Origin of the sequence: Pseudoalteromonas sp. RB2-MNA-CIBAN-0110 (genome assembly GCF_040309305.1) — a bacterium.
Lineage (GTDB): Bacteria > Pseudomonadota > Gammaproteobacteria > Enterobacterales > Alteromonadaceae > Pseudoalteromonas > Pseudoalteromonas arctica.
In genome coordinates, this window is record NZ_JBEOOQ010000004.1 from 111,503 (window position 1) to 135,495 (window position 23,993).

Sequence of the window (23,993 nt, forward strand, 5' to 3'; positions counted from 1 at the left end):
TGCAGCACAAAACACAAGCTTTGTTCAATTATTATATTAGTTTACAACTATTCGCGTGTTTCACGCCAGTAAATAACCCGATCATTTCCTCTAAAGCGTCCAAATTGTAAAATAGTACGAGGATCAAGCTGTGTTCCATCGCCCTGCCAATCCCACTTTAACCAATCATAAGTATTATATTCTAAGGTAAATTCACCCAAACCATTTGGCTGTGCATAAATACCGTTATCTGCCGGATACACTCCCGCTTCTAGCTGGCCAGATACACCAGTCCCATATTTATAGGTTAATTGTGGGCTGCTAGGTGATATTTGAGTGATTTGGGTATGATCAAATACACTACAGTTATCTTCAGCGTTATTTACAAATCCACTGCCGTTGTAATACTGAGCCTGCATAGGAATAAGTAAAGGGTCGAGATCAGAGCCTGCGTTATTGCCAAGGACTAAACGTCCAAATCTAAACTCTATTGGTAATGCATTTAGCCGTACGCTATTACAACCACCCGAGCATGCTGTTTGTGTATTAGGTTTATCATTTGCATCAATAAGTGTTGCCCCTTCTATGTTAGAAAGCATTGCCATTAAACTCACCATAGCGAACGGTCCATCTGCTTGCCCTACACCTAATCTTTTAAGTGTCGTGTTGGGTTGGCTCATTTGCCATTGGCCGTCACTTATATCTCCCCAGTTGTTATTTCCTAGGTTTACTAAGCGGCTAGTAAAATTAGTTGCAGGTACATAGTTACCTACTTCATTATTTTCGGCATTAACGCCTACACTCGATTTATTAAAGCCCTCTTTATAATTAGCCATTAGCTCACCATTTTGATTTTGTGCTTGTACTGTAAAGCCAAGTTCAAAAGGTTGATCAAGGTAAGTTAAATTACTGCCGTATTGCGTGCATTGCGCGGCAGCTTGAACCCCCACTACCTGAAACTGCGAAGGTGCAAAACGACCAACGTTATATAGCTCACCTTTTACATCTCCCGCACCAAAATAATCGGCATCTTGAAGGCCTGCTGTTAAATCAATGATGCCAACTTGGTCGTAATTATATTGCGATATAGATTCACTCAAACTACCTGTGTCATTAAAGGCAACAGTACTCATAGCTTCAAGCGTACCTTGAATGCCTGGCGTAGGCGCTTTAAGTAATGCCTCTACAAGTGGTTGCTCTGTAATAAAATGCTTGGCAATGGTGTTATTTGTAATATTGCTGTAGTTGTCTGGGAAACCATCGTTGTTAGTGTCTTGCCCTGTTTGCCACTGCACCGCATTCATTTTTAAATCAAATGCTTCGCCCGTTAATCTAAATAAGCTCCCATTGGCATCTGCTGCATAACCATCACTTGCTACCTCCATGGCTAATCCAAATGGTTTTACGACATATTCATTTGAACTACCCGTTAAATTTACTGATAAATTAGTTAGTGGGTCTAAAATTAAATTGGTATTTACATTTAAACTCAACTTTCCTGCATCGGGGTAATTTATAACAATCGGGGCTTTAGACTCACTATCAAAGTTAAGTATGAATGATTTAGAGGCTTGCTCTATCGCAAAGGTATTATTGTTATTACTAAGTGAAACCGTATCGGAGCAACTTGCACCAGCACTGCATGTATACGATAAATCTAAGCTTACATCGCCACCAGCGGGAAATGCAGCTTCGCATACGCCCGTAGTGGTATTTGTTTTTACCGCTTGAATAGATAGCGCTTTTGCATTAAATCCAGTATTTGAAGGCTTTGCTGATAACTGAGTAGGAATTGTAGTATTTCCATCTGTATCATTATTAAAAATAAATCCAGCATCAGAAAACGTAACTTTACAGCCACTCAAACCAACATTATTACCACCGATATAACAACGAAGAGGTGCAGAAGGGTCAGCAGTGTTATATCCAAATGTAACACTGCCTGTGGTGCGTTTAGCAAATTCGACAACCGCTGATCCTGTAAAATTAATATTCTCCCCCGTAACCCAACTTTGCTGACCACTATTATCTGGAGAAAGGTTTAAACTAGAGGGTTCCGCAAATAATAAATCGCAGGCATCATTAGCGCAGGCTGTTAGTGTCATTTCTTTAGCTTCACACGTTAGACCTTTGTTATCGCTTATTGTTAAACGATAATGATCCAGTGTTTCTGGTGTATAAATACCACAAAAACCAGGGATACTTTCGGGTACTGGTAGAGCGTCAAACGTTGAGCTCCCTTCGGTAATAATTTGAGTAGCCGATGTAATTGATCCCTGATACGTTACATTTTGAGCGATTCTTACCTCTCCAGTTGCAACAATATAGCCCGCAATATTTGCATCGGCTGCAATAGCAACCGCACCATCCACATAAATAGCCAAGTACGCGCCAGTTTCTACTACTATATTTGTTTTACCTATATTCAAAAATGAAGTTGATAGAAGTGAGGTTGTGTCTTTTAAAAAAATACGTGTAGGCGCTGTTACTCTGTACTCTGTTTCCAGCATACTTAACTGCAACTCATCGTAATAATAGTCGCCAGCTAAAGAAGTAGGTACGGGTCCTGTTGAGCTACCATCATTTGTAACCGTTGGCACCTGCGCCGCTTGATTCGGTTCTAAAGAATTATAACCACCAGCAACACACGCCTGACCATTACACAAAGGAGGGCTTGTCAGCGCTGTAGAAATTAAACTTGTGGTGGTGACAAACTGCGCATTACCATCGGTTATTTCTACTCCCTGCACTAGCTGCACTTCACCATTGTTATAAGTAGAAATAGCGCCCGGGAATAACGTATCACAATCTAAAATATCACCATTAAATACAAAGGTACTGGTCATGGCGAGTATTGATGCTTCCTCGTTTACGTGACGGCGCTCGTTATCGCCATCACGATCTTCGTCAACAACAAGCCCTAACCTGTCGGTCCTTAGGTTACAGCTGCGTAGCCACCCGCCATCATCTTCTTGGCGTGAGTTTTTACTTGCTACAACTAACGGAGCCACACTAAAATTATTAGTAAAACTAAAGTAATTACAGCCATTGCTCCAGCCGTCAATTTCAAAGCCTGTGAAAAAAGTTTCCCACGATACCTCAACGCCATTATCGTCAGAAAATGTGCGATTACTTCCAGGCTCTACGGCCATATAGGCAACAGTTTCGGTTTTTATAAGCCCAAGTGCTGTTTCAGATGCTTCTAAAGCAATATTAACGCCGCTGGCAGATAGAGAATTACTTTCTACTGCAACTGTTAAAAATGGTATTAATGCTTGCGTTGGTGGATTGCTGTCTATGCTATTGAGTGTTTGTAACGAATGGAAAAAGTTTGGCCTTTGAGTAAACGGTTCAGCAAATGCTAAAGGCTTATAGCCTTTAGGTGTTAGTGGAGCAAAGCCAGACTTAGAGCCATACTGTAATTCGAGTAATAGATCAGTATTACCTACTTCCATAATTGTGCCGTCTGGAAATTGATGCACACCATACTCAATAGCTAAATAGTGCGCTCCCATACTAATATGCCCGCCATCCTCTCCTGAAGGTTCAAGCGGTAAGGCCTCAAAGCTAGTTGTGGTTATATTACGTATTCTTATTATTGCAGGGTTTCCGCCTTGGTTTGTTGAGAGCATAAAAACAGCAGGAGGCGTTATATATTGCTGTTGAAAATTAACTTTTGTCCAAACAGGCGATGTATATGTATCTTGCAGTTCTATATAACGGCCTTCGATTTTTGGAGGCACTGCATTTGCGTAATTACAAAGTAACACGCAGCTAAAAAATATAATGACCAATGCATTTTTCATCATGGTAAAGTTTTAGCCTCCACACTGAGCGTTCTTTGTGTTTGCCAATAATCTTTTCTGCAGCTACTCCCTGCAGGGCAATCAATTGCGGCGCACGTTGCACTGCTTTGTAAGTAATATATATTCACAAGCCCGTTGGTTGTACTGCTATCAGGTAAGTCTATATATTCATCGCAACTCACCACTACTTTACAGTTAGCTAAATATGCAGCTTGGAAGGTTAAATCAGTAGTAACTGATGTACAGCTTTGAACTGAGCTATTTATTGGAAATAGTTGCGTTAAACCACTTTCTAGGCCGCTTTGTGCTGCCATAAAAGCGCGAGCCCCATAGTACTCAATTGTATTTTGTTGAGATGCACCAGAAAGCACTTTAACTAATGCTAATCCTAGTGCTAATAAAGCAACAATAATTACCAAAGAAACAATTAGTAAGTTCCCTTTTTGTTTACTGGGTAAGGCTTTTCCGTGAGGATTTTTTTTAAGGTACATTAGGAATATGTACCTCATGGTTAAACCTCATTACTTCAGTATTGTTAAATTGCATTTGCGCATTCACATTAAGCACAGCGTTTCTTTGTAGGGAGAGCGCATCAAGTGTAAAAAATAAATCGATCGCTAAATTATTGGCAATGTAAATACCTAATAAATCACGTTTAACACCACTGCTTATTTGTAAGCTCACGGCATCTAATTGATTAACAGTAAAACCGTAATTGGTATATCTATATAAATATTGCCCTTCAACGCAAAAACTTACAGGTTCTGAAAGTAAATAAAGGCGTTTACTCGGCGACTCTTGGGCAAATGCTTTGCTAAATTGCCACTCATCAATTTCGCTCGCTGAACTATTAAATGCTGATACTTGCAAGCGCTTACTATTATTCTCATTGTATATATCAGCACTGCTTAATGGGTATATCGTTGCCCAATCTCCAGCTTGCGGCTGCGTTAAGTTATTAAGTTCAAAATCAACAGCGCTAACATTAAAAGGCGCTACGGTAGGTAGGTAATTTGTATAGTGAGTCGCTGATAAAAACGGCGTGAATTCTAAGCACTGCTGCGCACTACACGCTCCGCTAGTACTGTTATCGCAAGAGAGCCTTAAAGAGTTTGGCGTAGCGTGGCGAAGCTCTTTACTAAGTCGCGTTATTAAAAAGCGAGCCTGGGCTACTGCTTCTTGACGTTCAACCCCTTGCGAATAAATACTGACGCCAGCACCAATAAACGAAAATGCACTTACGGCTAAAACACCAATAATAACCATGACAAGTAATAGCTCTATAAGGGTAAATGCATTTTGGTATTTAGCTCTTTGCATTAGTAATTCCCTTTATATGCACTAAATCCATAAACTTCGCCTAAGGGTGATGTTACTTCAATAGTAATACGCTTAAAGGTTGTGCCATCGTTGATGGTCAATTCGTTAAAATCGCTATCGTACTCAACAGTAACAACTAAGTTAAAGTCACTGTATTGGCTTAACACCTCACCTAAGCTATTAGTAATAGGCTGGTTAGACAATGCAATATAGTCATCTACATCGTTATAACTGGTTCGGGTTTCTAGGCCTGCCCCTAAGTTATCGACGCCTAAATCACCCTCTGCGGTACAAGGCTCTGCACCTAAGGTTGTTTCGCCGCAACGTCTAAAAGGTGCGCTTCTATCGCTGTGCTCATCAAACGATTTACTTTGAATTTCGTTCATTAATGATTGACCAAATTCAGAGGCTCTTAAAGCAATAATTGGCTCTGCACTTTTTTTGGCTTGTGGGGCAATTAAAGCGGTAATAATGCTTAATGCAATAGCAAACATGACTATGCCAATAATAAGCTCAATTAAAGTAAAACCTTTTATTTTAAGGGCACGCATATATAAGCCCTTCACCACTTATGCATACGCCAGCTAATCCAACGTCTATTCGACACTGCGTAGTACAGGTTTGATTTGATTTACCTAGAGGATCAAAACTAATTTGGGTAAATATATTCGCGTTACTATCTAAAGCGCTAAATGTTATATCACTTCTTTGCGTGTTTATTTGTACCACTAAATGATCGGTGTTGTTGGTATCAGCGCCACCGATACATGTATCAGGTGTGGGGGGAGCAATAAGTGTGGAGGTTATATAAAGAGTATGGCAACTTGTTGTCGCTGTATTTTGCATTGCACGTAACTGCACTGTTCTCAGTGCATTTAAAGTACGGTCTCGATATGAGTATGCATCTTCTGTTGAGCTGCCCAGAAATTTGGGAACTGCCGTTACCGACAGTATTCCCAATATCACTAGAGTAATAATTAACTCAATGAGTGTGAAGCCACGCAATCGTTGCTTACTACTGCTTATCATTTAATATTAATTAACATTCATCAGTAAAAATATTAATTGTAGGAGCCGTTACTACAACAGGCCCTGTAGTTGCAGTTGCTTGTATGTATTCAATTCTGCACTCATCATCAGCAATGTAACTATTAGGGTATATAATAACTGTTCCTGTTGTTGTCGCATCAATATTAAAGTCATCTGTGTCTGGTGCTGTAGATGGAGCAAAGCTAACATCTAAAAATGCTTCAAATGCAGCAAGTGTTGCTGCTGGGTAACCATAAACAGTAGGTACTGGTACACCAGTATCTACAGTAACTGTAGCCGTTGCCTTTTTGTGATCACTAGCAATAATAGACTTACCATTTACAATATTCATACCACTGCGAATCGACCCTTGTAAGCCTTCAAGTGTTGAAGCATTCGCATCACCTTGCAAGTTTAAAAAACGAGGGGCTGCAGTAACGGCTAAAATGCCTAAAATAACAATTACGATGATCAATTCAACAAGTGTAAAACCTGCTTGTTTATTCATTGGTAAACTTTTTAACGATTGCGTTTTCATAAATAAGCCTCTTTTTAATTACTTAATTTTTAAATATTTTTACTTTGCCTGTTTTAGCAAAGTATGAAAAACCTGTTAAACCTGATATTTCACCCGTATTGGTTGGTATACTTTTAATATCAATGGTATGAGTTAAATAATAGACGCATTGCGTACTTTCTGCATTGTACCTAACTAAAAAACTTACACTTTTTATTATCGATATTTCACTACTTAAGGTACTGCTTGGTGCATCTTGTAAAATTACATTTAATACTTGGCGGCATTTATGAGCATTTATAGACTCTGCGCGAGTATCTTTTTTTTCTGTTCCATCACCCGTTGGTGTACCTAGCGATCCATCAACACCAACTATTACTCCTCCATAATTAACAAATGTTTTATTTGACTTACTATTTGGTCTCCCTTCTAACTCCCATTGACCTCTAACCATGCCAACAGCCGATGAAAAACTACCCGCAATAGCATCTGCGCTTGCATTATGCGCTTGATTTTTAATACCTATATATTGAGGTATAGCAAAGCTCAAAATTACTGCCAGTAAAATAACAACAATAACTAACTCAAATAATGAGAAACCTTTTGAGTAAGCTGTGGTTGTGTTCACCTTAATTCCCTTTAATTGCCGACATCATGTTCCACATAGGCATAAAAATACCCAATGCTAAAATCAGCACCATAATGGCAACAAACACAGTTAAAATAGGTTCTATTTTTGCAGTTAAGCTTCGTAAGTCATAATCAACTTCACGCTCATAATAATCAGCTGCTTCTTGAAGTAACTCATCAACCCGACCGGTTTCTTCACCTACAGCGACCATCTGTAATACAAGCTGAGAAAACAGCTCAGAACTTTTTGAGGCTCTAAGTAAGCTATCGCCTTTTTCTATATCTTGGCGCATAGTAATAATCGCTTTTTCCATATAGCTATTATCTACGGCATGCGCTGTTAGCGATAACCCCGTGGTCATAGGTACGCCAGAGCGCAATACCATAGCTAGACTTTGGCTGTAGCGCGCAAGCAATGTGCGTTTTAAAATATCGCCAATAAATGGAATTTTTAATTTATATTGATCCCACTTGAAGCGCCCGGCATCTGTATTTAAATAACGCTTCCACGCAAATACCGCTCCAATACCCATTACCAACAATAACCACCAGTAATTAACAAAAAAGCTGCTAGTACCAATTAATATTTGAGTCATTAACGGCAATTCGGCATCGAATTTGGCAAACATGCTAGCAAAGGTAGGAATTACAAAAATATTTAAAATAACCATAGCTGCTACAAGAGCCAAAATAACAAAAGTAGGGTAGCGCATAGCTGCTTTTATTCGTTTGCGAGTTTCCTGTTCTTTTTCAAAGTAAATAGCGAGTTGATAAAATGCATCTTCTAATCGGCCAGAACCTTCACCAACCATTACCATTGACACGGTTAAGCGGCTAAATACCTCGTTATGAATTGCCATTGCACTGGATAAGTCCCGGCCTTGCTCAAGTTGCCTGGTAACTTCCATCAATACATTTTTAAATTCTTTATTTTGTGTTGTATCTGCCAATCCAATCATTGCTCGTATAATTGGAATACCCGCTTTTAGTAGCGAATACATTTGCCTAGAAAACATAATCATGTCGTCTAGCGTTATTTTTTCGACAAATAAATTATCAAAAATTTTAATATTATTTTTTGTTTCAACTAAAGAAATTGATATTGGTATAAATTGACGCTTCATTAAACTATCAGCTACGCCAGCTTGGTTACTCGCTTCTAATTGGCCTTTTACCAAAACACCTTTGCTGTCTTTCGCTTTATAGCTATATAGTTGCATCAATATCCCCTACTATTTCAGGGATATATTCAGCCACTTTAAATACTTCATCTAAAGAGGTAATACCTTTCTTGGCGTAATTTAATGCCATTGCTGAGAGTGGCGAAAAGTTTGCGCTATTTTTAGCGGCTTTCGCAAAACCTTGTGTGTCGTTAGCGCGTAAGGCATCCATCATTGCATCATCCATTTCGAGCAACTCAAAAATACCTACACGTCCTTTATAACCAGTGTGATTACATGCTGTGCAACCTTGCCCTTTAGAAAATTGAGCATCTGTAATCTCTTCGCCTAAATATTTTAACCAACTTATTTCTTGGCGATCTGGCAAGTACGGTACTCTACAGTCATTACATACTCGCCTTACTAATCGCTGAGCAATAATCGCTCGCAGTGAGCTTGCCACTAAGTAAGCTGGTGCACCCATGTCGATTAAGCGCATAGCGCTGGTAATTGCATCATTGGTATGTAACGTTGATAGTACTAGGTGGCCTGTTAAAGCGGCCCTTAATCCAATATCTACGGTTTCTTGGTCACGCATTTCGCCAACCATTATGATGTCAGGATCTTGCCTTAGAGCGGTCCGTAAAATACTGGCAAAACTTAGCCCTATTTTATTATTTATTTGTACCTGGTTAATACGGCCAATACGATACTCAACGGGATCCTCTACTGTAATAATTTTACTTTCTTGTTGGTTTAACTCACTTAATGCACCATAAAGTGTGGTTGTTTTACCCGAGCCTGTTGGCCCAGTAACTAAAACCATGCCATGTGGACGCTTTATAATGCTGCGCACACGTTTTAATATGTGTGCCGGCATACCCGTTTCATCTAACGATAGTAATCCTGCAGATTGATCAAGCAAACGCATTACAACTGATTCACCATGCTGAACCGGCATGGTAGATAGGCGCACATCAATACTATGGCTGCGCACTTTTATATTAAACCGGCCATCTTGAGGGAGGCGTTTTTCAGATATATCTAATCCCGACATAAGCTTTAAACGTAGCACTAGTGCCGATGCTATTTTTACTTGGTTAAGAGTGTGCTCTTGTAATATTCCATCTACACGTTGACGAATGCGAAGCAAACCTTCATCTGGCTCAATGTGAATATCAGATGCGCGAACTTGCACAGCGTCCTCAAATATTGATTGCAGTAACTTTACAACGGTTGCATCAGATGTCTCATCACCTAAAGAGTTTAAATCAAACTCTTCTACGTCTTGATATTCTTCATGGAGTTGTGCTGCAAAGTTGGTAATTTCATCTGTGCGACGATATACGTTATCAAACGCAGCCATGATTTGGCTTTCTTGTACAACAGCTAAATCTATTCGTTTAGGAGCAAGCATAGTAGCAAGTTGATCAAGCCCCCTTAAATCAGCAGGATCGCTCATCCCGACCAAAACAGAGTCACCATTATCTTCGATTACTAGTGCTCTGTAACGACGCGCATATACCTCAGATAAAAGCTTAGATACATCGTGTGATATTTTTCGCTGTGATATATCTAAAAAAGGTACCTGTAATTGCTGCGCTAAAAAGCGTAATAACTGTGGCTCACTAATAAACTCAAGTGTAATAAGTGTCGAACCTAATTTACGGCCCGTTGCAGCTTGAACGTTTAATGCTTCACTTAGTTGCGCTTCGGTGATCATGTGTTCGTGGACAAGTAAATCGCCTAAGCGCATTTTTAAACTAGGTCTCATACGGCCTCCTTTAGTGCAACTAAACGCTGTAATGCATGCTGGGTCATAGCGGTATTTAACCCACCTAAATCTAGAGCCACCTTATAAAGCTGTTTAGCATCGAGGTACTCTCCTAGTGCATCTTTTGAAGTTGCAAGTGCCAGCCACCACTTGGCTTGACTAGGCTGGAGCTGTGTAAGATGTTTAAAGCTTTCAAGTGCTTTATGGTGCTTACTCGCACTTTGCGCAGCAGTACCTTGCAGCACCCAAAAATCAAGATTCGCCTGGGATTCAAATTCATCACTTAAAAGCAGTAATACTCCCTCATACTGTTGTTGCATAATGAGTATTTTGCTTAGCATTACACGCCATTCAAGTACGTTAGGGTTTTGGCGAATACCTGATTGCAAAACCTGTTGCGCAGAATTTATATCTTGTTGTTTAAAGTAAGTTGCAGCCAGTAAGTTTCGGGCCTCAACATGTAAAGGCGATTGCGCTAAAATAATGTTTAAATCACTAATAGCTTCGTTGTATAAGCCAAACTGTATTGCCTGTTTAGCTGCTGCTAATTGCTCGACCAATAAAGCCTGTGGTGACTTAGTTTCTGCTGCGCTTTTGATCATAGTATTTTGTGGCTTAGTTTTAGTCACTGAAGTAGTTTTTGGCTTGCTGACAATAACTTTGCTAGCCACTAACATATTATCTTTAGCTAGTGCAGGGCTTTGTTTAACCTCGGCAATTACAACCGGCTCAGCCGTTGGTTGAGAAACCAGTGATGTTGCTTCACTCAACTTGGATTCAGCTAAATCATTCACTTCTGGTTTTATTTGCTCAACTTGCACAGCCTTCTTCACAACTTCTTGCTCAACTAAAGGCTCTACAGTGCTTTTTTCATCTTGAGAATCAGATAAATTAGAGCTCAAAACCGCGACCATTTTTTGCTGTGGTAAAACAGACTCACGTTGAGTTTCTTTTTTGTCGGCGGTCGGTAAATACAGGTATGCTAAAAAAATGACACTTAGCATAATAAGTAAAATTGCGGCTTTAAATACAATGTTTTTTACATCATATATTGGCTTTACGCTTATACCTTCTTGAATATTCACTTGTTTAGCTTCACGTTGCTCAATATTTTTAAGCATATTATTTATAACGCTCATAACCACTGCCTCCATACCCATATGGCAGCAATAGCTAAAACACTAAACATTAACGCGCTGTAGCTCCAATATTGACCGGTTCGATATTTTGCGCAGTCTTCGGTATCTTTTATGGCAAGCTGAATATGGCGATTTGTTATTGTATTTAACCCTTCACCGTAAGCTTGTAATAGTGCTTTGTGGCATAAAATATTAACTAATCTAGGAATTCCACGGCTTGCTCTGGCAATCTTAAACCCCATACTATTATTAAATAAAGGAGGTCTATTAAATCCTGCAACTTGTAAGCGATGATTAATATAATAAACAACCTCAGCGCCAGTCATCGCCCGTAATTTATACGAAAAGCTAATACGTTGGCGCAGCTGCCTTACTTTATTGTTTGCCAGTTTTTCATCAAGTTCAGGTTGCCCAAATAACACAACTTGAATCAGCTTTTCGCTTTCTGTTTCTAAGTTTGTAAATAATCTCAGCGCCTCTAGTGTCTCCCAACTCAAGCATTGCGCCTCATCTATCAAAAGCACTACGCGCTCATTATCTTCTTGTAAGTCGAGTAAGTGATGATTTATAAGTTGCCCTAGTGCTTGTTGGTCCAATGCTTTATCTACATCCATACCCAGTTCAATTGCAATCGCCCATCTAAGCTCTTCAGGGCTTAAATAAGAGTTAGGTAAATAAGCCACAATGTAATCTGGCTCAAGTTGGTTTAATAGCTTTCTACAAAGCAACGTTTTACCTGTCCCAACTTCACCGGTGACTTTAATAAACCCTTCACCCATTTCAATGGCTGTTGTTAGCACTTGCATCGCTTCGTGGTGCGGTTCAAGTGCACAAAAAAATTGTGTGTTAGGGGTTAGCGTGAAAGGCATTTCACTTAAATTAAAAAAGCTTAAATACATAGTTAGTTTTCATACCATGTTTTTAAAAGCTGACGGCTTTCACCTTGTTGTTTTTTCCAAGTATCGGGCATAACAACGGTTGGTTTGATTAAAATAATTAGTTCTTTTTTCTCCTGGCGTTTACGAATACTTTTGAATAAGTTGCCAAATATGGGGATATCACCCAGCACGGGTGTTTTTGATTCTTCATCCTGTGTTGACGTTTGCATCAAACCACCAATAACCACTATTTCGCCACTTTGAGCGCGAATAACGGTATCTGACTCTCGAATGTTGCTTTGCGCTAGAGGTAACTCAAAACGTTGATCGTCTAAAGTAATTACTTTTAGCTGCTCTTCTGTTTCAGTTACTGAAGGGTGAACATGCAAGATGACTGAGCCGTACTTGTCAATTTGCGGCGTTACATCAAGGGCAATACCAGAAAAGAACGGCGTTAAATCAATCTCAGGCGAGGTAGTTGTAGCAGTACCAGTTACCGTCGTACTTGATACATTAGTAACAAAGTATTCGTCTTGCCCTACTTTTATAACTGCTTTTTGGTTGTTTGTAGCCGTAACGCGAGGGTTAGATAACATTTGCACATCACCTTGGGTTTCTAGCAAATTAATAACCCCGTTAAAGTCACCCTTTTGAATTGTCAGCGATGACGCTCCGCCAATGGCAGCCGAAATACTATTACTAATTGTAGAACCCGCTGTTGTAGCAAACGAAATACCGCCTTCTAAACCACTGGCTATGCGCTCCCAGTTGACCCCTTGTTGGTACTCATCTTTTAAGGTTACTTCTATTATTTTTGCTTCTAGAATAACTTGGCGTTGCAGGTTTTCTTGGCTTTGACGTAAAAACTCTTTTAGCTGACTAATTTCGCTTGGTAATGCATTTACGGTTACCAAACTAGCTTGTGGGCTTGCAACAACATAGCGCCCATCGCTTGCGCCAATTAAAGACTTAAGGGCAACTTCTAATTCCTTCCAAAAATCGTTTTTATTAATTGTTTGGATTCGAGAACCATTCAAATCTAAGCTTTGATTATCGCCGCCAAATTCACTATTTTGCTGGTTACTATTACCTGAACTTGAACCACTCGAACCACTGCCACTTTGTGCAAATTGACTCACCCCACCAGCAACAACACTCACTGTAGACTGACCATGGCGTTGCATCATTAAATAATTTACAGGTATTGTTTCTGTGCGCATTTTGGCTGGTAGTACTTGTACAATTCGTCCTTCATTAACAATATCTAAAGGATACATACGCTTAATAACATTAATGACTTCATTAAACGTAACGCTTTTAAGATTTAAATTAATTGTGCCATTTACCTCAGGATGCACAGCAACACTAAAAGGGGTATCGTCTGTTAAGCCTGCAAAAAAAGCGCCTATTTCGACATCATTTGCTGCGACATCAAAACGCTTTATAGATAAATCATCACTTATAGTTTGCTCATTATTTATAGATGACAATAAGCTTTGTGTAAGTTCGCTTGGCATTTGTAAAGGCGCAATTACTTTAGCCTCTGTAGGTCTTTCAGATAACTCTTGCTCTATATGATTTTTAACCTCTTTACCTGGTTTAAAGCTATGGCACGCAGTTAAAAATGTAGGTAACAATAGAAGAACAAGCCACGGATGAGATAAATTATTTTTTAATTTCATAGTCATATAATTCTAATTTTATTTGTTTATCATCATTTGCTAACACAACCTGTTTTGAGTTAATGCTTAGCACCCGAAAATCATCTACAGCATCACCAACTCGATAAATATGGCCTGAAATAATGGCCTTAAATGCTGTACTGTTTTTAATAATAGATTGCAATTTAAGTTCTGTACTTTGCTTAACTGGGCTATTGTTACTCACAAACATATTTGGCTGAGTCGGATCGCGAAGTTGCGCAAGCGCACTCGGCGCAATAATGTAAAAAGCCAAAGTACAAATACTATAACGCGATAAATTTTTCATTAGCGCTCACTGTAGCAATTTGTAAAGTTAATTCAGCCTGAGGGTACTCTAGTACCTGATAACTAAACTCTTGTATTAATAACTTATCTTGATTATTTTTTAATGCGGCTAAATATTTTTGTAAGCTAAAGTAGCTACCTTGCAAAGTAACTACCATCTGATGCTCAAAAAATAATGTTTGCGTATCATGTTCACCTAGTTTTTCTACATCGATAGCCCGTGCTGGTTTTACATTAAAGCTACTCACTTTTACGTCGCTACTATCTACGAGCAAATCTTTTAAAACGGCAGGTACATTTTTAGCAGCTACAAAGCCTTGGCTAAAACTATTAAGTTGATTATTTATTTCGGCTAATTCATCTCTGGTTTGCGCAATTTGACCGCGTAAAACCTTAGTGTAGTCGTAGTTTAGTGCTTGGTTTAACATGGAGAGTTGCGCATTTATCTGCTGTAACTCTTGCAGCGTTGTATTGTGCTTTGAACGTATGTTGGCAACTTCATCTTGCTGTGGAAAAATAACGAACCAGAGACCGAGGTAAATCACTATAAACAAACCAACAAATAAGGTGGAATACTTCTCACGTTTTTGCAACGATGCAAACTGAGCTTGGTATTTGACCCATAATGGCCAACCTTTATTTTTATTATTCGGGCTACTTGTTGTTTGGCTCATGGTTTATCGCCCTCATCACTAAGGTCTGTCGCTACATTAAATTCACTCACACCTGCTTGCGTAGATAACTCTAAAACTGAAAACTCTTTATCAATAAAAAATGGCGACTGTTTTAAATTATCAAACCAAATTGGTAAGAATTTTGATTGCGATGTTTGACCTTGAAGCGTCACACTCTGCCCTACAAACTTAATGTGGGTCAGCCAAATATTAGGTTCATGATACTTCGCTAAATCGTGCATTACCTGTGCGTAGTCGGTTGCAGACTGATCTGAACTTTGCTCTAAATAGCTAAATATTTGCTGCTTGTGCAAAACCTCTTGCTGAAGTGTTTTTAGCTCATTAATAAAGAGTGTTTTATTTTGTTTCTCTGCTAACTGTTGTTTTACAACTTCTAACTGAGCTTTTCCTTGTTTGAGGTATTGCCTATTTTGTTCTAAATCAAGCTCACTAGAATATGTTTTATAACTGTAAAAAGCCCACGTGATTGCAATAATTAATAGCGCACCTAACCACAACGTAATCATTCCCGATAAAGGGACTGGGTCTCGCCGTACGCGTAAGGTTTTTTGATAAAAGTTAATCCGGGTTTTCATAACACAGACTCAGGATCTGTTAATTGATAGGCTGCCCCAAGCGCATAATAAAAATTTGGCTCTAATTGCTGCGCTAATTCTAAGTTAGGCTCAAAATCTACAACTTTTACTTGTAAAAACTCTGCAAGCCCGGCTCTAAGAGTTAATGAAGATAAATCATCGCACTGTAACTGAATGCTGCGAATTGGTGGTTGCTTGAGCTGGCTTTCAAAAAAGTCCATAGAACGCTGAATTTCTAATCCTAACGCTTCTACCAATTCTTGATTTTGATCTTTATCCGTAATACCTAAAAAACCATTTAAACGCCTAACTAACACTAACTGTCCATCTCTGATTATTAATATACGAGGTTCACTATTAATATGCTGAACGATGAGCATATGTGCATCTTTATGATGCCCAAACAGAGTAACCAAAACCATTTCTTCTGATGTCATAGCGCGCAGAACAGGTTTTGTTTGTGCAAAACTATCAATAAAAGGTAGCAACTGCAGTTTATTGCTTATAAACACATTCATTTTGCTACTTTGCATAGACAAAGTAATAGGATAATCAATAAAATCAGCCACTATATTTTCAGGCGCTATATCCACAAAATCTTTTGTAATCCATGGTAGTGATTGGATAATTTCGTCATCACTAAGCGCTGGTTTATCTATCTGTACTATTTGGTAGAAAAAGTGAGGAAGCACTAAATTAACTGAACATATGTCAGTACAAACTTCATTTGTGCAAGCAACGATAGCGGCTGTATAATCATCTTGTTCAGAAACATTTACACTATGCGAACTGTGTAATTGCCATTGTCCTTGTTGTTTTTTTAAGCACACGGCATTAACTGTATGCGCATACGTAGCAACACCAATAACTGTATCTCGGTCTAGACTGCGATTTAACCATGAAAAAATCTTTTTTTTCATATAGATACTATTGTTAATAAAATATAAAATAAGTGTCGTACATTTTAGTTAATTTGCCAAGTTAATAAATGAGATAAAATGTCAATATCATTCAATATAAATGAAAATAACTATATTCAACAAATAGATACGATGTTTCTAAAAAAGAGAAATATTTATTTAGGAGTTAAACGTGACGATTTACTTCATCCATTAATAAGCGGTAACAAATGGCGTAAATTAAAATACAATTTAGCCCATATGAAGAAGCTAAAAAAAACAGAATTACTGACCTTCGGTGGTGCTTTTTCAAATCACATTCACGCTTGTGCAGCCGCAGGTAAAGAGTTTAATTTAACAACTCATGCCATTGTTCGAGGTCCTGAACTTGATCACAACAACCCAACAATTCAATTTGCGAAGCAATGCGGAATGCAACTTCATGTTGTTAATCGCCTTGAATACCGCCTACGTAACGATCAAGACTATTTAAACTCACTACAAACTCGCTTTCCTAATGCTTATATTATTCCAGAAGGTGGAACTAACTCGTATGCATTATTGGGTTGTGAAGAATTAGTACAAAGCCTCCCTGCACACGATTATTTAATTTGCCCTACGGGAAGTGGCGGTACATTAGCGGGATTAATTGAAGGAAGTGAAACGGCAACCCAAGTCATAGGTATTGCAGTATTAAAACAAGCTGAATATTTAAAGGATGAAATATGTAAGCTCAGCAACAAAGCTAACAGCCAAAATAATTGGCAGCTACTTACTGACTTTCATGGTGGCGGTTATGGTAAATTTACGCCTGAGCTGTGGAGATTTTGCCAAGATATGAACATTAACCACAACCTACCTTTAGAACCTATTTATAGTGGTAAAATGATGTATGCATTGTTTCAATTAATAGAGCAAGACTACTTCCCTGAAGGGAGTAAAATTATTGCAGTTCACACAGGTGGAATGCAAGGATTAGACGGTCTTAAATATAGAGGTTTAATTTAATGAAATGCAGCTTGAGTAAGCTCTTGTAATGGCTCTGAAAAATAAAAACCTTGTGCGCCAACCACTCCAAGTTTTGCCAACATCAATAATTCTTTTTGAGTTTCAACCCCTACAGCAAATACAGGTATATTTAATAAGTTGCTTGCATCAACTATTTTTTTTATTTGTTTTTGATTCTGTGTATTTTCGTTCACCAAATGAACTAACTCATAAGATAACTTTAATCCACATACCTCCTGGCAATTACTTAGTTTAGATATATTTTGACTACTTTGAATATTATCAATTACAACTTGTGACCTGCTTTTCTTAATTATACTAAATATATCTATTAAACTACTTTGATGAATAAAAAATTCGCTTTCACTTATTTCAAATTGTAATTTGTTACTCAATTTCAAATCATTTATTTGTGATGAAACCCATTGCCAAAACTCTTTATTGAGCCAGTTTTTAAGATATAAATTAATACTAATAGTTAAAGGTGAAGACTCAGCCAGTGCTAACTTTTTAATTTGAGTAAAAACAGCTTTATCTAATATTAGCGCATCTTGGCTACTGTAGAGCTGATTAATAAAATAACGAGCTGCAAGTAAACCATGCGTATTATGCCTAACTCTAATTAATGCCTCGTGTTGTAAAATGTCACCAGTGCTTATTTCAAATAAAGGCTGGAAAAAAAGTATAAATTTATTCTTTTTAATATTTTCAATTACTTCCTCTCTAGAAATTACTTTTTCTTGGCTATGGTTTAAAGCTAACCGGTGAGAATGTTGTAATAAGCTAGATTGAGATAAAGTTAAAGCAGATTTTGCTAACTGATAAACAGTTTCTTGATCAGCTCCAAGTCGATAATCACATGCGCCTATTTTGATATTTTTCCTTGTAATATTTTCTTGATAATTTTGGCACACCGTAAAAATACCTTTATGTAAACGTTCTATATACCGATCAAGCTCTGTAATAGGCACATTACACAGTGTTATAGCAAGACGTTCGTTACTTAATAACGTTACAGATAACCCTTTTAATTCAGGAAAAATTTTAATAACTAATATTTTAAAAGTAATCTCTTTATCTATACGTTGAGCAAATCTGCAATCACATTCTATAAGCATATATAAACCATGGTATAACGATGCTACACCATAAAAAGTACTTAATTCATTGTTTTTAGGTTGGTTAATATTAAGCAGTTTTGATTTGTTTGACTGATAACTTGGCTTCACGATGATTTTTGAAGGGATAGATGAGTTAGCTGCTTTTATGATACCCCACCAGCGATAATACCAACTAGCAGCACCTAAAATAACCAAGTTAAGCAATATAAATAAATAACTTTCCATTACCCATATCGGCGGATGATAAAGGCTCAAACTGAGTGTTTTATATTTAAAGTCTTCACGCTCTTCACTTAAAAAACGCTCAAAATTGGTAGGAGAAGGATTTGGTTTTAACATGAATTTTTGGCTTTTTACCAACGCAATTAAGACCTTATTACTTAATGAGGTATCTATTTTCAAATCAAAAATCTGCTTAACAAGCTGTTGTCCCGAACGATCAGTTTTTTGGTGTAATGAATCATTCAAAAAAACATTTAAACTCACTGTTAGCAATGTAATTAAAACAAAGTAAATTCCCTTTGATGGTATTAAATGCCAGTCTTTAGGTTGCAACATAACCTACTCACCCGTTAAATTAATAACTAAAGTGTTGTTCAGTATCTTAATAAGTACAAGGTCGTAAAGTAAGTTTAAATATTTACGACTTCATTAAATAAAAAGCCTCGCATAAACGAGACATAATAATTTAAATTAGTTAGATATTAGATAACAACCTACATGAGGGCTGTTTAAAAATCTGCGTCATTTCAACATTATTAAATAGATGAACTGATAATTAATTTAATTGCTCATACATAACTTTACTTCGCACTAATTGAGCGAGTGTTTTAGCACCTAATTTTTCCATTACATGAGAGCGATGAACTTCAACTGTGCGTTCACTAATACTAAGATCGCACGCGATTACTTTATTCATTGCCCCATCAGTCACTCGCTCAAACACTTCACGTTCTCGACTCGACAGCGATTCAACATTAATCTTATTTTTATGCTTATCGAGTGATTTTTCATGTTGCTTTTCATCAAGTACCAATGCTTCATTAATACGGTCAATCAAGTGCTGTTCATTAAATGGTTTTCTAATAAAATCAATTGCTCCTAAACGCATCGCTTCTACAGCCATCGGGATATCACCATGCCCGGTAATAAATATTATTGGTAATGAGCAATTTAAATCTTTGAGTTTTTGTTGGAGCTCTAAACCACTCATTTTAGGAATACGTATATCCAATACTAAGCAACCAGCCATGGTTTCATTATATACATCCAAAAACGCAGCGCCTGAACTAAAGCTCTGAGCGTCAATATCAATAGAGTCTAGTAGTATTTCAAGCCCTTCTCGAATACCTTCATCGTCATCAATTATAAAAACGCTTTGCTTATCACTCATAAACGACTCCTCTATTATGTGTTGGCAAAGTAAACATAAAAATAGCTCCTGTTGGCTTATTGTCATAAAAGTGAATATGCCCACCATGTTCTTCAACAATGCTTTTAGATATAGATAGACCGATACCTGTGCCATTTTCTTTGGTTGACGAAAATGGTTTAAATAACTTCTCTCTCATTTCTTCAGGTAATCCTGCACCGGTATCAGCAACTGATATCTCAACATATTTATCTCCATTCAATTTTATTTCGAGCTCTATTTTTGAATCATTTTTATAAGCATTTAACTGCATAGCTTCCATACCATTACGTAATAAATTAAGAATAACCTGCTCTATTTGCACCCGATCAACAAACACATCAATTTGTTCATCACATGTAATTATTCTGACAGTAATATTGCGAAGTCGCGCTTCTGATTCTGCTAGGTTTGTTACTTCTTTTATTAAAAATATACAATCAATGACTTCTTTTGTTCGTTGCCCTTTTTTGGTCATTAACTGCATACGCTCAATAACGGCTCCCGCTCGACGAGAGTGTAAACTTAGTTTTTCAAATATTAAGGGGAGTTTGTCAAATCTCCCCTTCTCACAAAAGTTTTTTGCCGTCTGAGAAAAAAGAGAAATAGCTGTCAGAGGTTGATTTATCTCATGTGCAATCCCTGCTGCCATTTCACCCAATGCATTGACCCTTTCGGTATGCGCTAATTGCTCAGTATGAAGCCGAGCTTGGTCTTCTGACGCACGTTGCTTGGTAATATCTCGAATCAAACCTACAAACATTGTACTTTCACTTATCTGTATTTCACTTACAGATAAGTGAATTGGAAATGTTGTGCCATCTTTATGCTTAGCTACAAGCTCACGACCCACACCAATAATATGCGTCTGCTTCGTTTTTAAATATTGAGCTAAATGCTGGTCATGGTGTTTACTAAATGATGTAGGCATTAATATTGTTACGTTTTTATCTTTTACTTCATCTGAGGTATAACCAAACATAGCTTGCGCAGCAAAATTAAAACTTTGTATAAGCCCGTATTGATCAATGGTAATAACGGCTTCAACAACTGAATTTACTACTGCATCAGAAAAAGCGTAACTACTAATTAGGTCAGCTTCAGCCTGCTTAATAGAGGTAATATCATTAATAAATCCTTCAATTATAACTTCACCATTAAAAATAGAACTAACCGGTCCTCCTTTTTCCCACACTAATTTGATCCCACTATTTTTGGTATTAATTCTATATTCAAGTTCAAAGGAGCGTTTTTCTTTGACAGCTTCTGTAAGTGACGCCTGTACTCGCTCATAATCATCTAAATGTATTATTTCCCTCCACAGCATTCTATTTTTTTTAAACTCAGCTCGAGAATAACCAGTTAAACTTTCACACCCATCACTAACCAGTATCATAGGCCAGCTCATAGTATTAAAAGACTGATATGCCATGCCGGGAAGGTTTTTTAATAAATATTCAATCTTATATCGCCCGTCTTTTATTTTACTGCGTGCAAATAAATAAGTATAAGCAGCCAACACAATTAAAAAAGCAATAAAAATACCAAGTGAAATTAAAATTCTCATGATTTTATAGTGAGCAATATACAAAAACTCATCACTAGGCGATATGCTTATCTCCCACTTATGACTTTGTAAATCATAGGATGCTTTTTTATCCCAAATGCTTGTAACAGGAAATGAATTTGCTTGATCTGAATATACTTTTTGCCCATCAATAAACAGCGTAAAATGATATTCCTTAAGTAAAAAAGCAGGCACAACTGTTTTAATGTAAGGTTCAAAAATCAACGCACTTGCAATAAAACCTTCTAGTTTTTTACTCCTTGCATTGGTGTTAAAAACAGGAATATATATTCCAAGCCCCTCTCCACCATGAATAGATTGCAAAGGTGTTGTGACTACTGCTTGCTTTGTATTTTGTGCTTTTATTGCAGCTAACAATGCAGGCGGATTTAATGCCAAATTAAAATCAATGGCTATTTCATTACCTTGCTTTGGTATTATTTTTCGCACATGTAATGATCTATCAATCCAACCTATGGCTTGATAGCCATATTGCGAATCATACAATGTTTTACTGATTATTTCCCAGTCACCTTGTGGCATATCGCTTGATATCGAAGACAACTTAGATAACTCTGACAGTGATGTTATTCGCTCTTCCAAGTCATCTTTAAGCAGTGTTTTAATACCTTCAGCTGTACTTTGCGTTACTCGTTCAATATGGATTCGCTCTTGGGAATCTATGTGAAATACTATAATAATCATCAAACACGTAACCAGTATTCCTACCATTATTGCATACAATAAAATAGCTAATTGGGATGAGGAAAATACTTTCGATTTTTTATCACTGTAATTCATGATGAATTTAAACTAGCGCCTCGTTGATTAATAACTAGTGCGTTTACCCACTACGCACTGCATTATTTTATAATCCTTTATCACTCCCATCCGCGTCAAGAACTAACTGAGTGATTAAAAATAAATAAAATCAAATAATTACACTTTCAAGATGTGGATTCCCACATGTATTTACGTAGCATCACGAATAGCCTCACTTTAGTACTTGTTTTACCATAATTATACACGCAGCTTCTAAGCGTTATTCATTTTAAAATAAGAGTCTTATTTAATTTAACTGAGGATATTATCATGAGCTATGCAACAACAAATCCATATACAGGTGAGGTTGTAAAAACCTTTCCTGATGCTACTGATGCTGAAATTACTCAAGCAATAGAAAATGCCGATTCTGCCTTTCAATCATGGAAAAAAACACCTTTCTCTTCTCGCGCTAAAATAATGCAAAAAGCGGCTGACTTATTACGTAAAGATGTAGTTAGTTACGCCAACTTATTAACTTTAGAAATGGGTAAAATAACATCAGAAGCAAAGGCTGAAGTTGAATTATCCGCAGCCATTTTAGAGTACTACGCGAATAATACTGAGAGGCTTCTCGCATCAGAAAAATTACCCGTTGCAGATCCAGCTGAGGGCGAGGCAATTATTATCCATGAACCACTTGGTGTATTGCTTGCCATTGAGCCATGGAATTTTCCGTATTATCAAGTTGCTCGTATTATTGCGCCGCAATTGTCAGCGGGTAACACTATGCTACTAAAGCACGCGGGTATTGTTCCACAATGTGCAGCAGCATTTGAAGCACTTATGCTCGAAGCTGGTCTGCCTAAAGGCGCTTTTAAAAACCTATACGCCGCACATTCCCAAACAGAAATGATCATTTCTCATCCATTAGTTCGTGGTGTTGCACTTACCGGTTCTGAAAGCGCTGGTGCAATCGTTGCTTCTACCGCTGGTAAAGCACTTAAAAAGTCTACATTAGAGCTTGGTGGTGCAGATGCATTTGTTGTACTTGCTGACGCTGAAATGGAAAAAACGGTTAATTGGGCAGTATTTGGTCGTCACTGGAACGGTGGGCAAGTATGTGTATCGTCTAAGCGAATGATCATCGAAGATGAAGTTTATGATGAGTTTGTTGAACTTTATACTGCTGGTGTTGCTAAGTTGCAAGCAGGCGATCCGCTTGATCCAACTACAACTTTGGCACCATTGTCATCACAAGGTGCAGCTGATGAACTAAAAGTTAAAATTAACGAAGCAATAAAGCTTGGTGCAACAGCCACTGAAGTGGGCCCTAAAGTACCTAGTCAAGGCGCCTTTGTACAACCCACTATTTTAACGAATATTAGCGAAGATAATCCGGCTCGAAACTGGGAGTTTTTTGGTCCTGTGTCTATGTTATTTCGTGCAAAAAATGAAGAAGACGCAATTAGAATTGCGAATGACTCTCCATTTGGCTTAGGTGGTTCTGTATTTACGTCAAACCCTGATCATGGCTTAGAAGTCGCTAAAAAAATATCTACCGGCATGGTGTTTGTAAACCATCCAACAATGGTAAAAGCCGACTTACCATTTGGCGGTGTTCGTCGTTCTGGTTATGGTCGTGAATTAATAGGCTTGGGTATTAAAGAGTTTGTTAACCACAAACTAATCGACGTTGTTGACATTAATGCGCCTTTTTAAATAGCGCAGTTCA

Annotated in this window: 21 protein-coding genes; 2 read left to right on the plus strand and 19 right to left on the minus strand. The window is 37.7% G+C overall.

Annotation, left to right across the window (positions count from 1 at the left end):
- Nucleotides 1–47: 47 nt before the first annotated feature.
- The 16 genes from AAEY68_RS04260 to AAEY68_RS04335 are packed head-to-tail and all read right to left on the minus strand — an operon-like array spanning nt 48 to nt 16,410.
- The gene (locus AAEY68_RS04260; RefSeq protein WP_350585560.1) at nt 48–3,788 is read right to left on the minus strand and encodes a DUF6701 domain-containing protein; all 3,741 of its coding nucleotides are present in this window, start codon (nt 3,786–3,788) and stop codon (nt 48–50) included.
- Nucleotides 3,785–4,276 (minus strand): hypothetical protein, encoded by a 492-nt coding sequence (locus tag AAEY68_RS04265; protein WP_024594466.1) that lies wholly within the window; start codon nt 4,274–4,276, stop codon nt 3,785–3,787. Before AAEY68_RS04265 ends, AAEY68_RS04260 begins: the two co-directional genes overlap by 4 nt.
- Entirely contained in the window at nt 4,266–5,105 is an 840-nt protein-coding gene (locus AAEY68_RS04270) for a PulJ/GspJ family protein (protein WP_024594465.1), read from the minus strand. The genes AAEY68_RS04265 and AAEY68_RS04270 overlap by 11 nt, the downstream gene beginning before the upstream one ends.
- Nucleotides 5,105–5,656: a prepilin-type N-terminal cleavage/methylation domain-containing protein gene (locus tag AAEY68_RS04275; RefSeq protein WP_024594464.1), complete on the minus strand. Its 552-nt coding sequence runs from the start codon at nt 5,654–5,656 to the stop codon at nt 5,105–5,107. The genes AAEY68_RS04270 and AAEY68_RS04275 overlap by 1 nt, the downstream gene beginning before the upstream one ends.
- Complete coding sequence (locus tag AAEY68_RS04280; protein WP_024594463.1) at nt 5,643–6,134, minus strand: type II secretion system protein; 492 nt, start codon at nt 6,132–6,134, stop codon at nt 5,643–5,645. The genes AAEY68_RS04275 and AAEY68_RS04280 overlap by 14 nt, the downstream gene beginning before the upstream one ends.
- Nucleotides 6,135–6,144: 10 nt before the next feature.
- Nucleotides 6,145–6,672: a prepilin-type N-terminal cleavage/methylation domain-containing protein gene (locus AAEY68_RS04285; RefSeq protein ID WP_010553772.1), complete on the minus strand. Its 528-nt coding sequence runs from the start codon at nt 6,670–6,672 to the stop codon at nt 6,145–6,147.
- 22 nt (nt 6,673–6,694) lie between these two features.
- Nucleotides 6,695–7,279, minus strand: coding sequence for a pilus assembly FimT family protein (locus AAEY68_RS04290; protein WP_350585562.1), 585 nt, complete (start codon nt 7,277–7,279; stop codon nt 6,695–6,697).
- 1 nt (nt 7,280) lies between these two features.
- Entirely contained in the window at nt 7,281–8,501 is a 1,221-nt protein-coding gene (locus AAEY68_RS04295; RefSeq protein ID WP_010553774.1) for a type II secretion system F family protein, read from the minus strand.
- Entirely contained in the window at nt 8,488–10,215 is a 1,728-nt protein-coding gene (locus AAEY68_RS04300; protein WP_024594461.1) for a GspE/PulE family protein, read from the minus strand. The genes AAEY68_RS04295 and AAEY68_RS04300 overlap by 14 nt, the downstream gene beginning before the upstream one ends.
- On the minus strand, nt 10,212–11,354 hold the full coding sequence (locus AAEY68_RS04305; RefSeq protein ID WP_024594460.1) for a tetratricopeptide repeat protein: 1,143 nt from the start codon (nt 11,352–11,354) through the stop codon (nt 10,212–10,214). The genes AAEY68_RS04300 and AAEY68_RS04305 overlap by 4 nt, the downstream gene beginning before the upstream one ends.
- Nucleotides 11,351–12,253: an ExeA family protein gene (locus tag AAEY68_RS04310; protein ID WP_350585564.1), complete on the minus strand. Its 903-nt coding sequence runs from the start codon at nt 12,251–12,253 to the stop codon at nt 11,351–11,353. Before AAEY68_RS04310 ends, AAEY68_RS04305 begins: the two co-directional genes overlap by 4 nt.
- A gap of 2 nt (nt 12,254–12,255) precedes the next feature.
- Nucleotides 12,256–13,914, minus strand: a complete 1,659-nt coding sequence (gene mshL, locus AAEY68_RS04315; protein WP_197119307.1) for a pilus (MSHA type) biogenesis protein MshL — start codon at nt 13,912–13,914, stop codon at nt 12,256–12,258.
- Nucleotides 13,898–14,221, minus strand: coding sequence for a hypothetical protein (locus AAEY68_RS04320; protein WP_007586318.1), 324 nt, complete (start codon nt 14,219–14,221; stop codon nt 13,898–13,900). The genes mshL and AAEY68_RS04320 overlap by 17 nt, the downstream gene beginning before the upstream one ends.
- Nucleotides 14,199–14,894 (minus strand): agglutinin biogenesis protein MshJ, encoded by a 696-nt coding sequence (locus AAEY68_RS04325; RefSeq protein WP_101217851.1) that lies wholly within the window; start codon nt 14,892–14,894, stop codon nt 14,199–14,201. The genes AAEY68_RS04320 and AAEY68_RS04325 overlap by 23 nt, the downstream gene beginning before the upstream one ends.
- Complete coding sequence (locus tag AAEY68_RS04330; protein ID WP_225305713.1) at nt 14,891–15,490, minus strand: PilN domain-containing protein; 600 nt, start codon at nt 15,488–15,490, stop codon at nt 14,891–14,893. The genes AAEY68_RS04325 and AAEY68_RS04330 overlap by 4 nt, the downstream gene beginning before the upstream one ends.
- Nucleotides 15,487–16,410: an MSHA biogenesis protein MshI gene (locus tag AAEY68_RS04335; RefSeq protein ID WP_350585566.1), complete on the minus strand. Its 924-nt coding sequence runs from the start codon at nt 16,408–16,410 to the stop codon at nt 15,487–15,489. Before AAEY68_RS04335 ends, AAEY68_RS04330 begins: the two co-directional genes overlap by 4 nt.
- 78 nt (nt 16,411–16,488) lie before the next feature.
- On the opposite strand from AAEY68_RS04335, the gene AAEY68_RS04340 reads away from it, so the two are divergent.
- Nucleotides 16,489–17,397 carry a 1-aminocyclopropane-1-carboxylate deaminase/D-cysteine desulfhydrase gene (locus AAEY68_RS04340; RefSeq protein ID WP_350585567.1) on the plus strand — a complete coding sequence of 303 codons (909 nt, stop codon included), beginning with the start codon at nt 16,489–16,491 and terminating at the stop codon, nt 17,395–17,397.
- On the opposite strand, the gene AAEY68_RS04345 is transcribed toward AAEY68_RS04340, so the two are convergent.
- The 3 genes from AAEY68_RS04345 to AAEY68_RS04355 all read right to left on the minus strand — a co-directional run bounded on the left by AAEY68_RS04345 (nt 17,394) and on the right by AAEY68_RS04355 (nt 22,201).
- Nucleotides 17,394–19,076, minus strand: a complete 1,683-nt coding sequence (locus tag AAEY68_RS04345) for an EAL domain-containing protein (protein ID WP_350585568.1) — start codon at nt 19,074–19,076, stop codon at nt 17,394–17,396. The genes AAEY68_RS04340 and AAEY68_RS04345 overlap by 4 nt on opposite strands.
- A gap of 220 nt (nt 19,077–19,296) precedes the next feature.
- Entirely contained in the window at nt 19,297–19,911 is a 615-nt protein-coding gene (locus tag AAEY68_RS04350) for a response regulator transcription factor (protein WP_350585569.1), read from the minus strand.
- Nucleotides 19,904–22,201: a PAS domain S-box protein gene (locus AAEY68_RS04355; protein ID WP_350585570.1), complete on the minus strand. Its 2,298-nt coding sequence runs from the start codon at nt 22,199–22,201 to the stop codon at nt 19,904–19,906. Before AAEY68_RS04355 ends, AAEY68_RS04350 begins: the two co-directional genes overlap by 8 nt.
- Before the next feature lie 387 nt (nt 22,202–22,588).
- Here AAEY68_RS04355 and AAEY68_RS04360 point away from each other — a divergent pair, with 387 nt between their 5' ends.
- On the plus strand, nt 22,589–23,980 hold the full coding sequence (locus tag AAEY68_RS04360; protein WP_024612880.1) for an NAD-dependent succinate-semialdehyde dehydrogenase: 1,392 nt from the start codon (nt 22,589–22,591) through the stop codon (nt 23,978–23,980).
- Nucleotides 23,981–23,993: the final 13 nt, after the last annotated feature.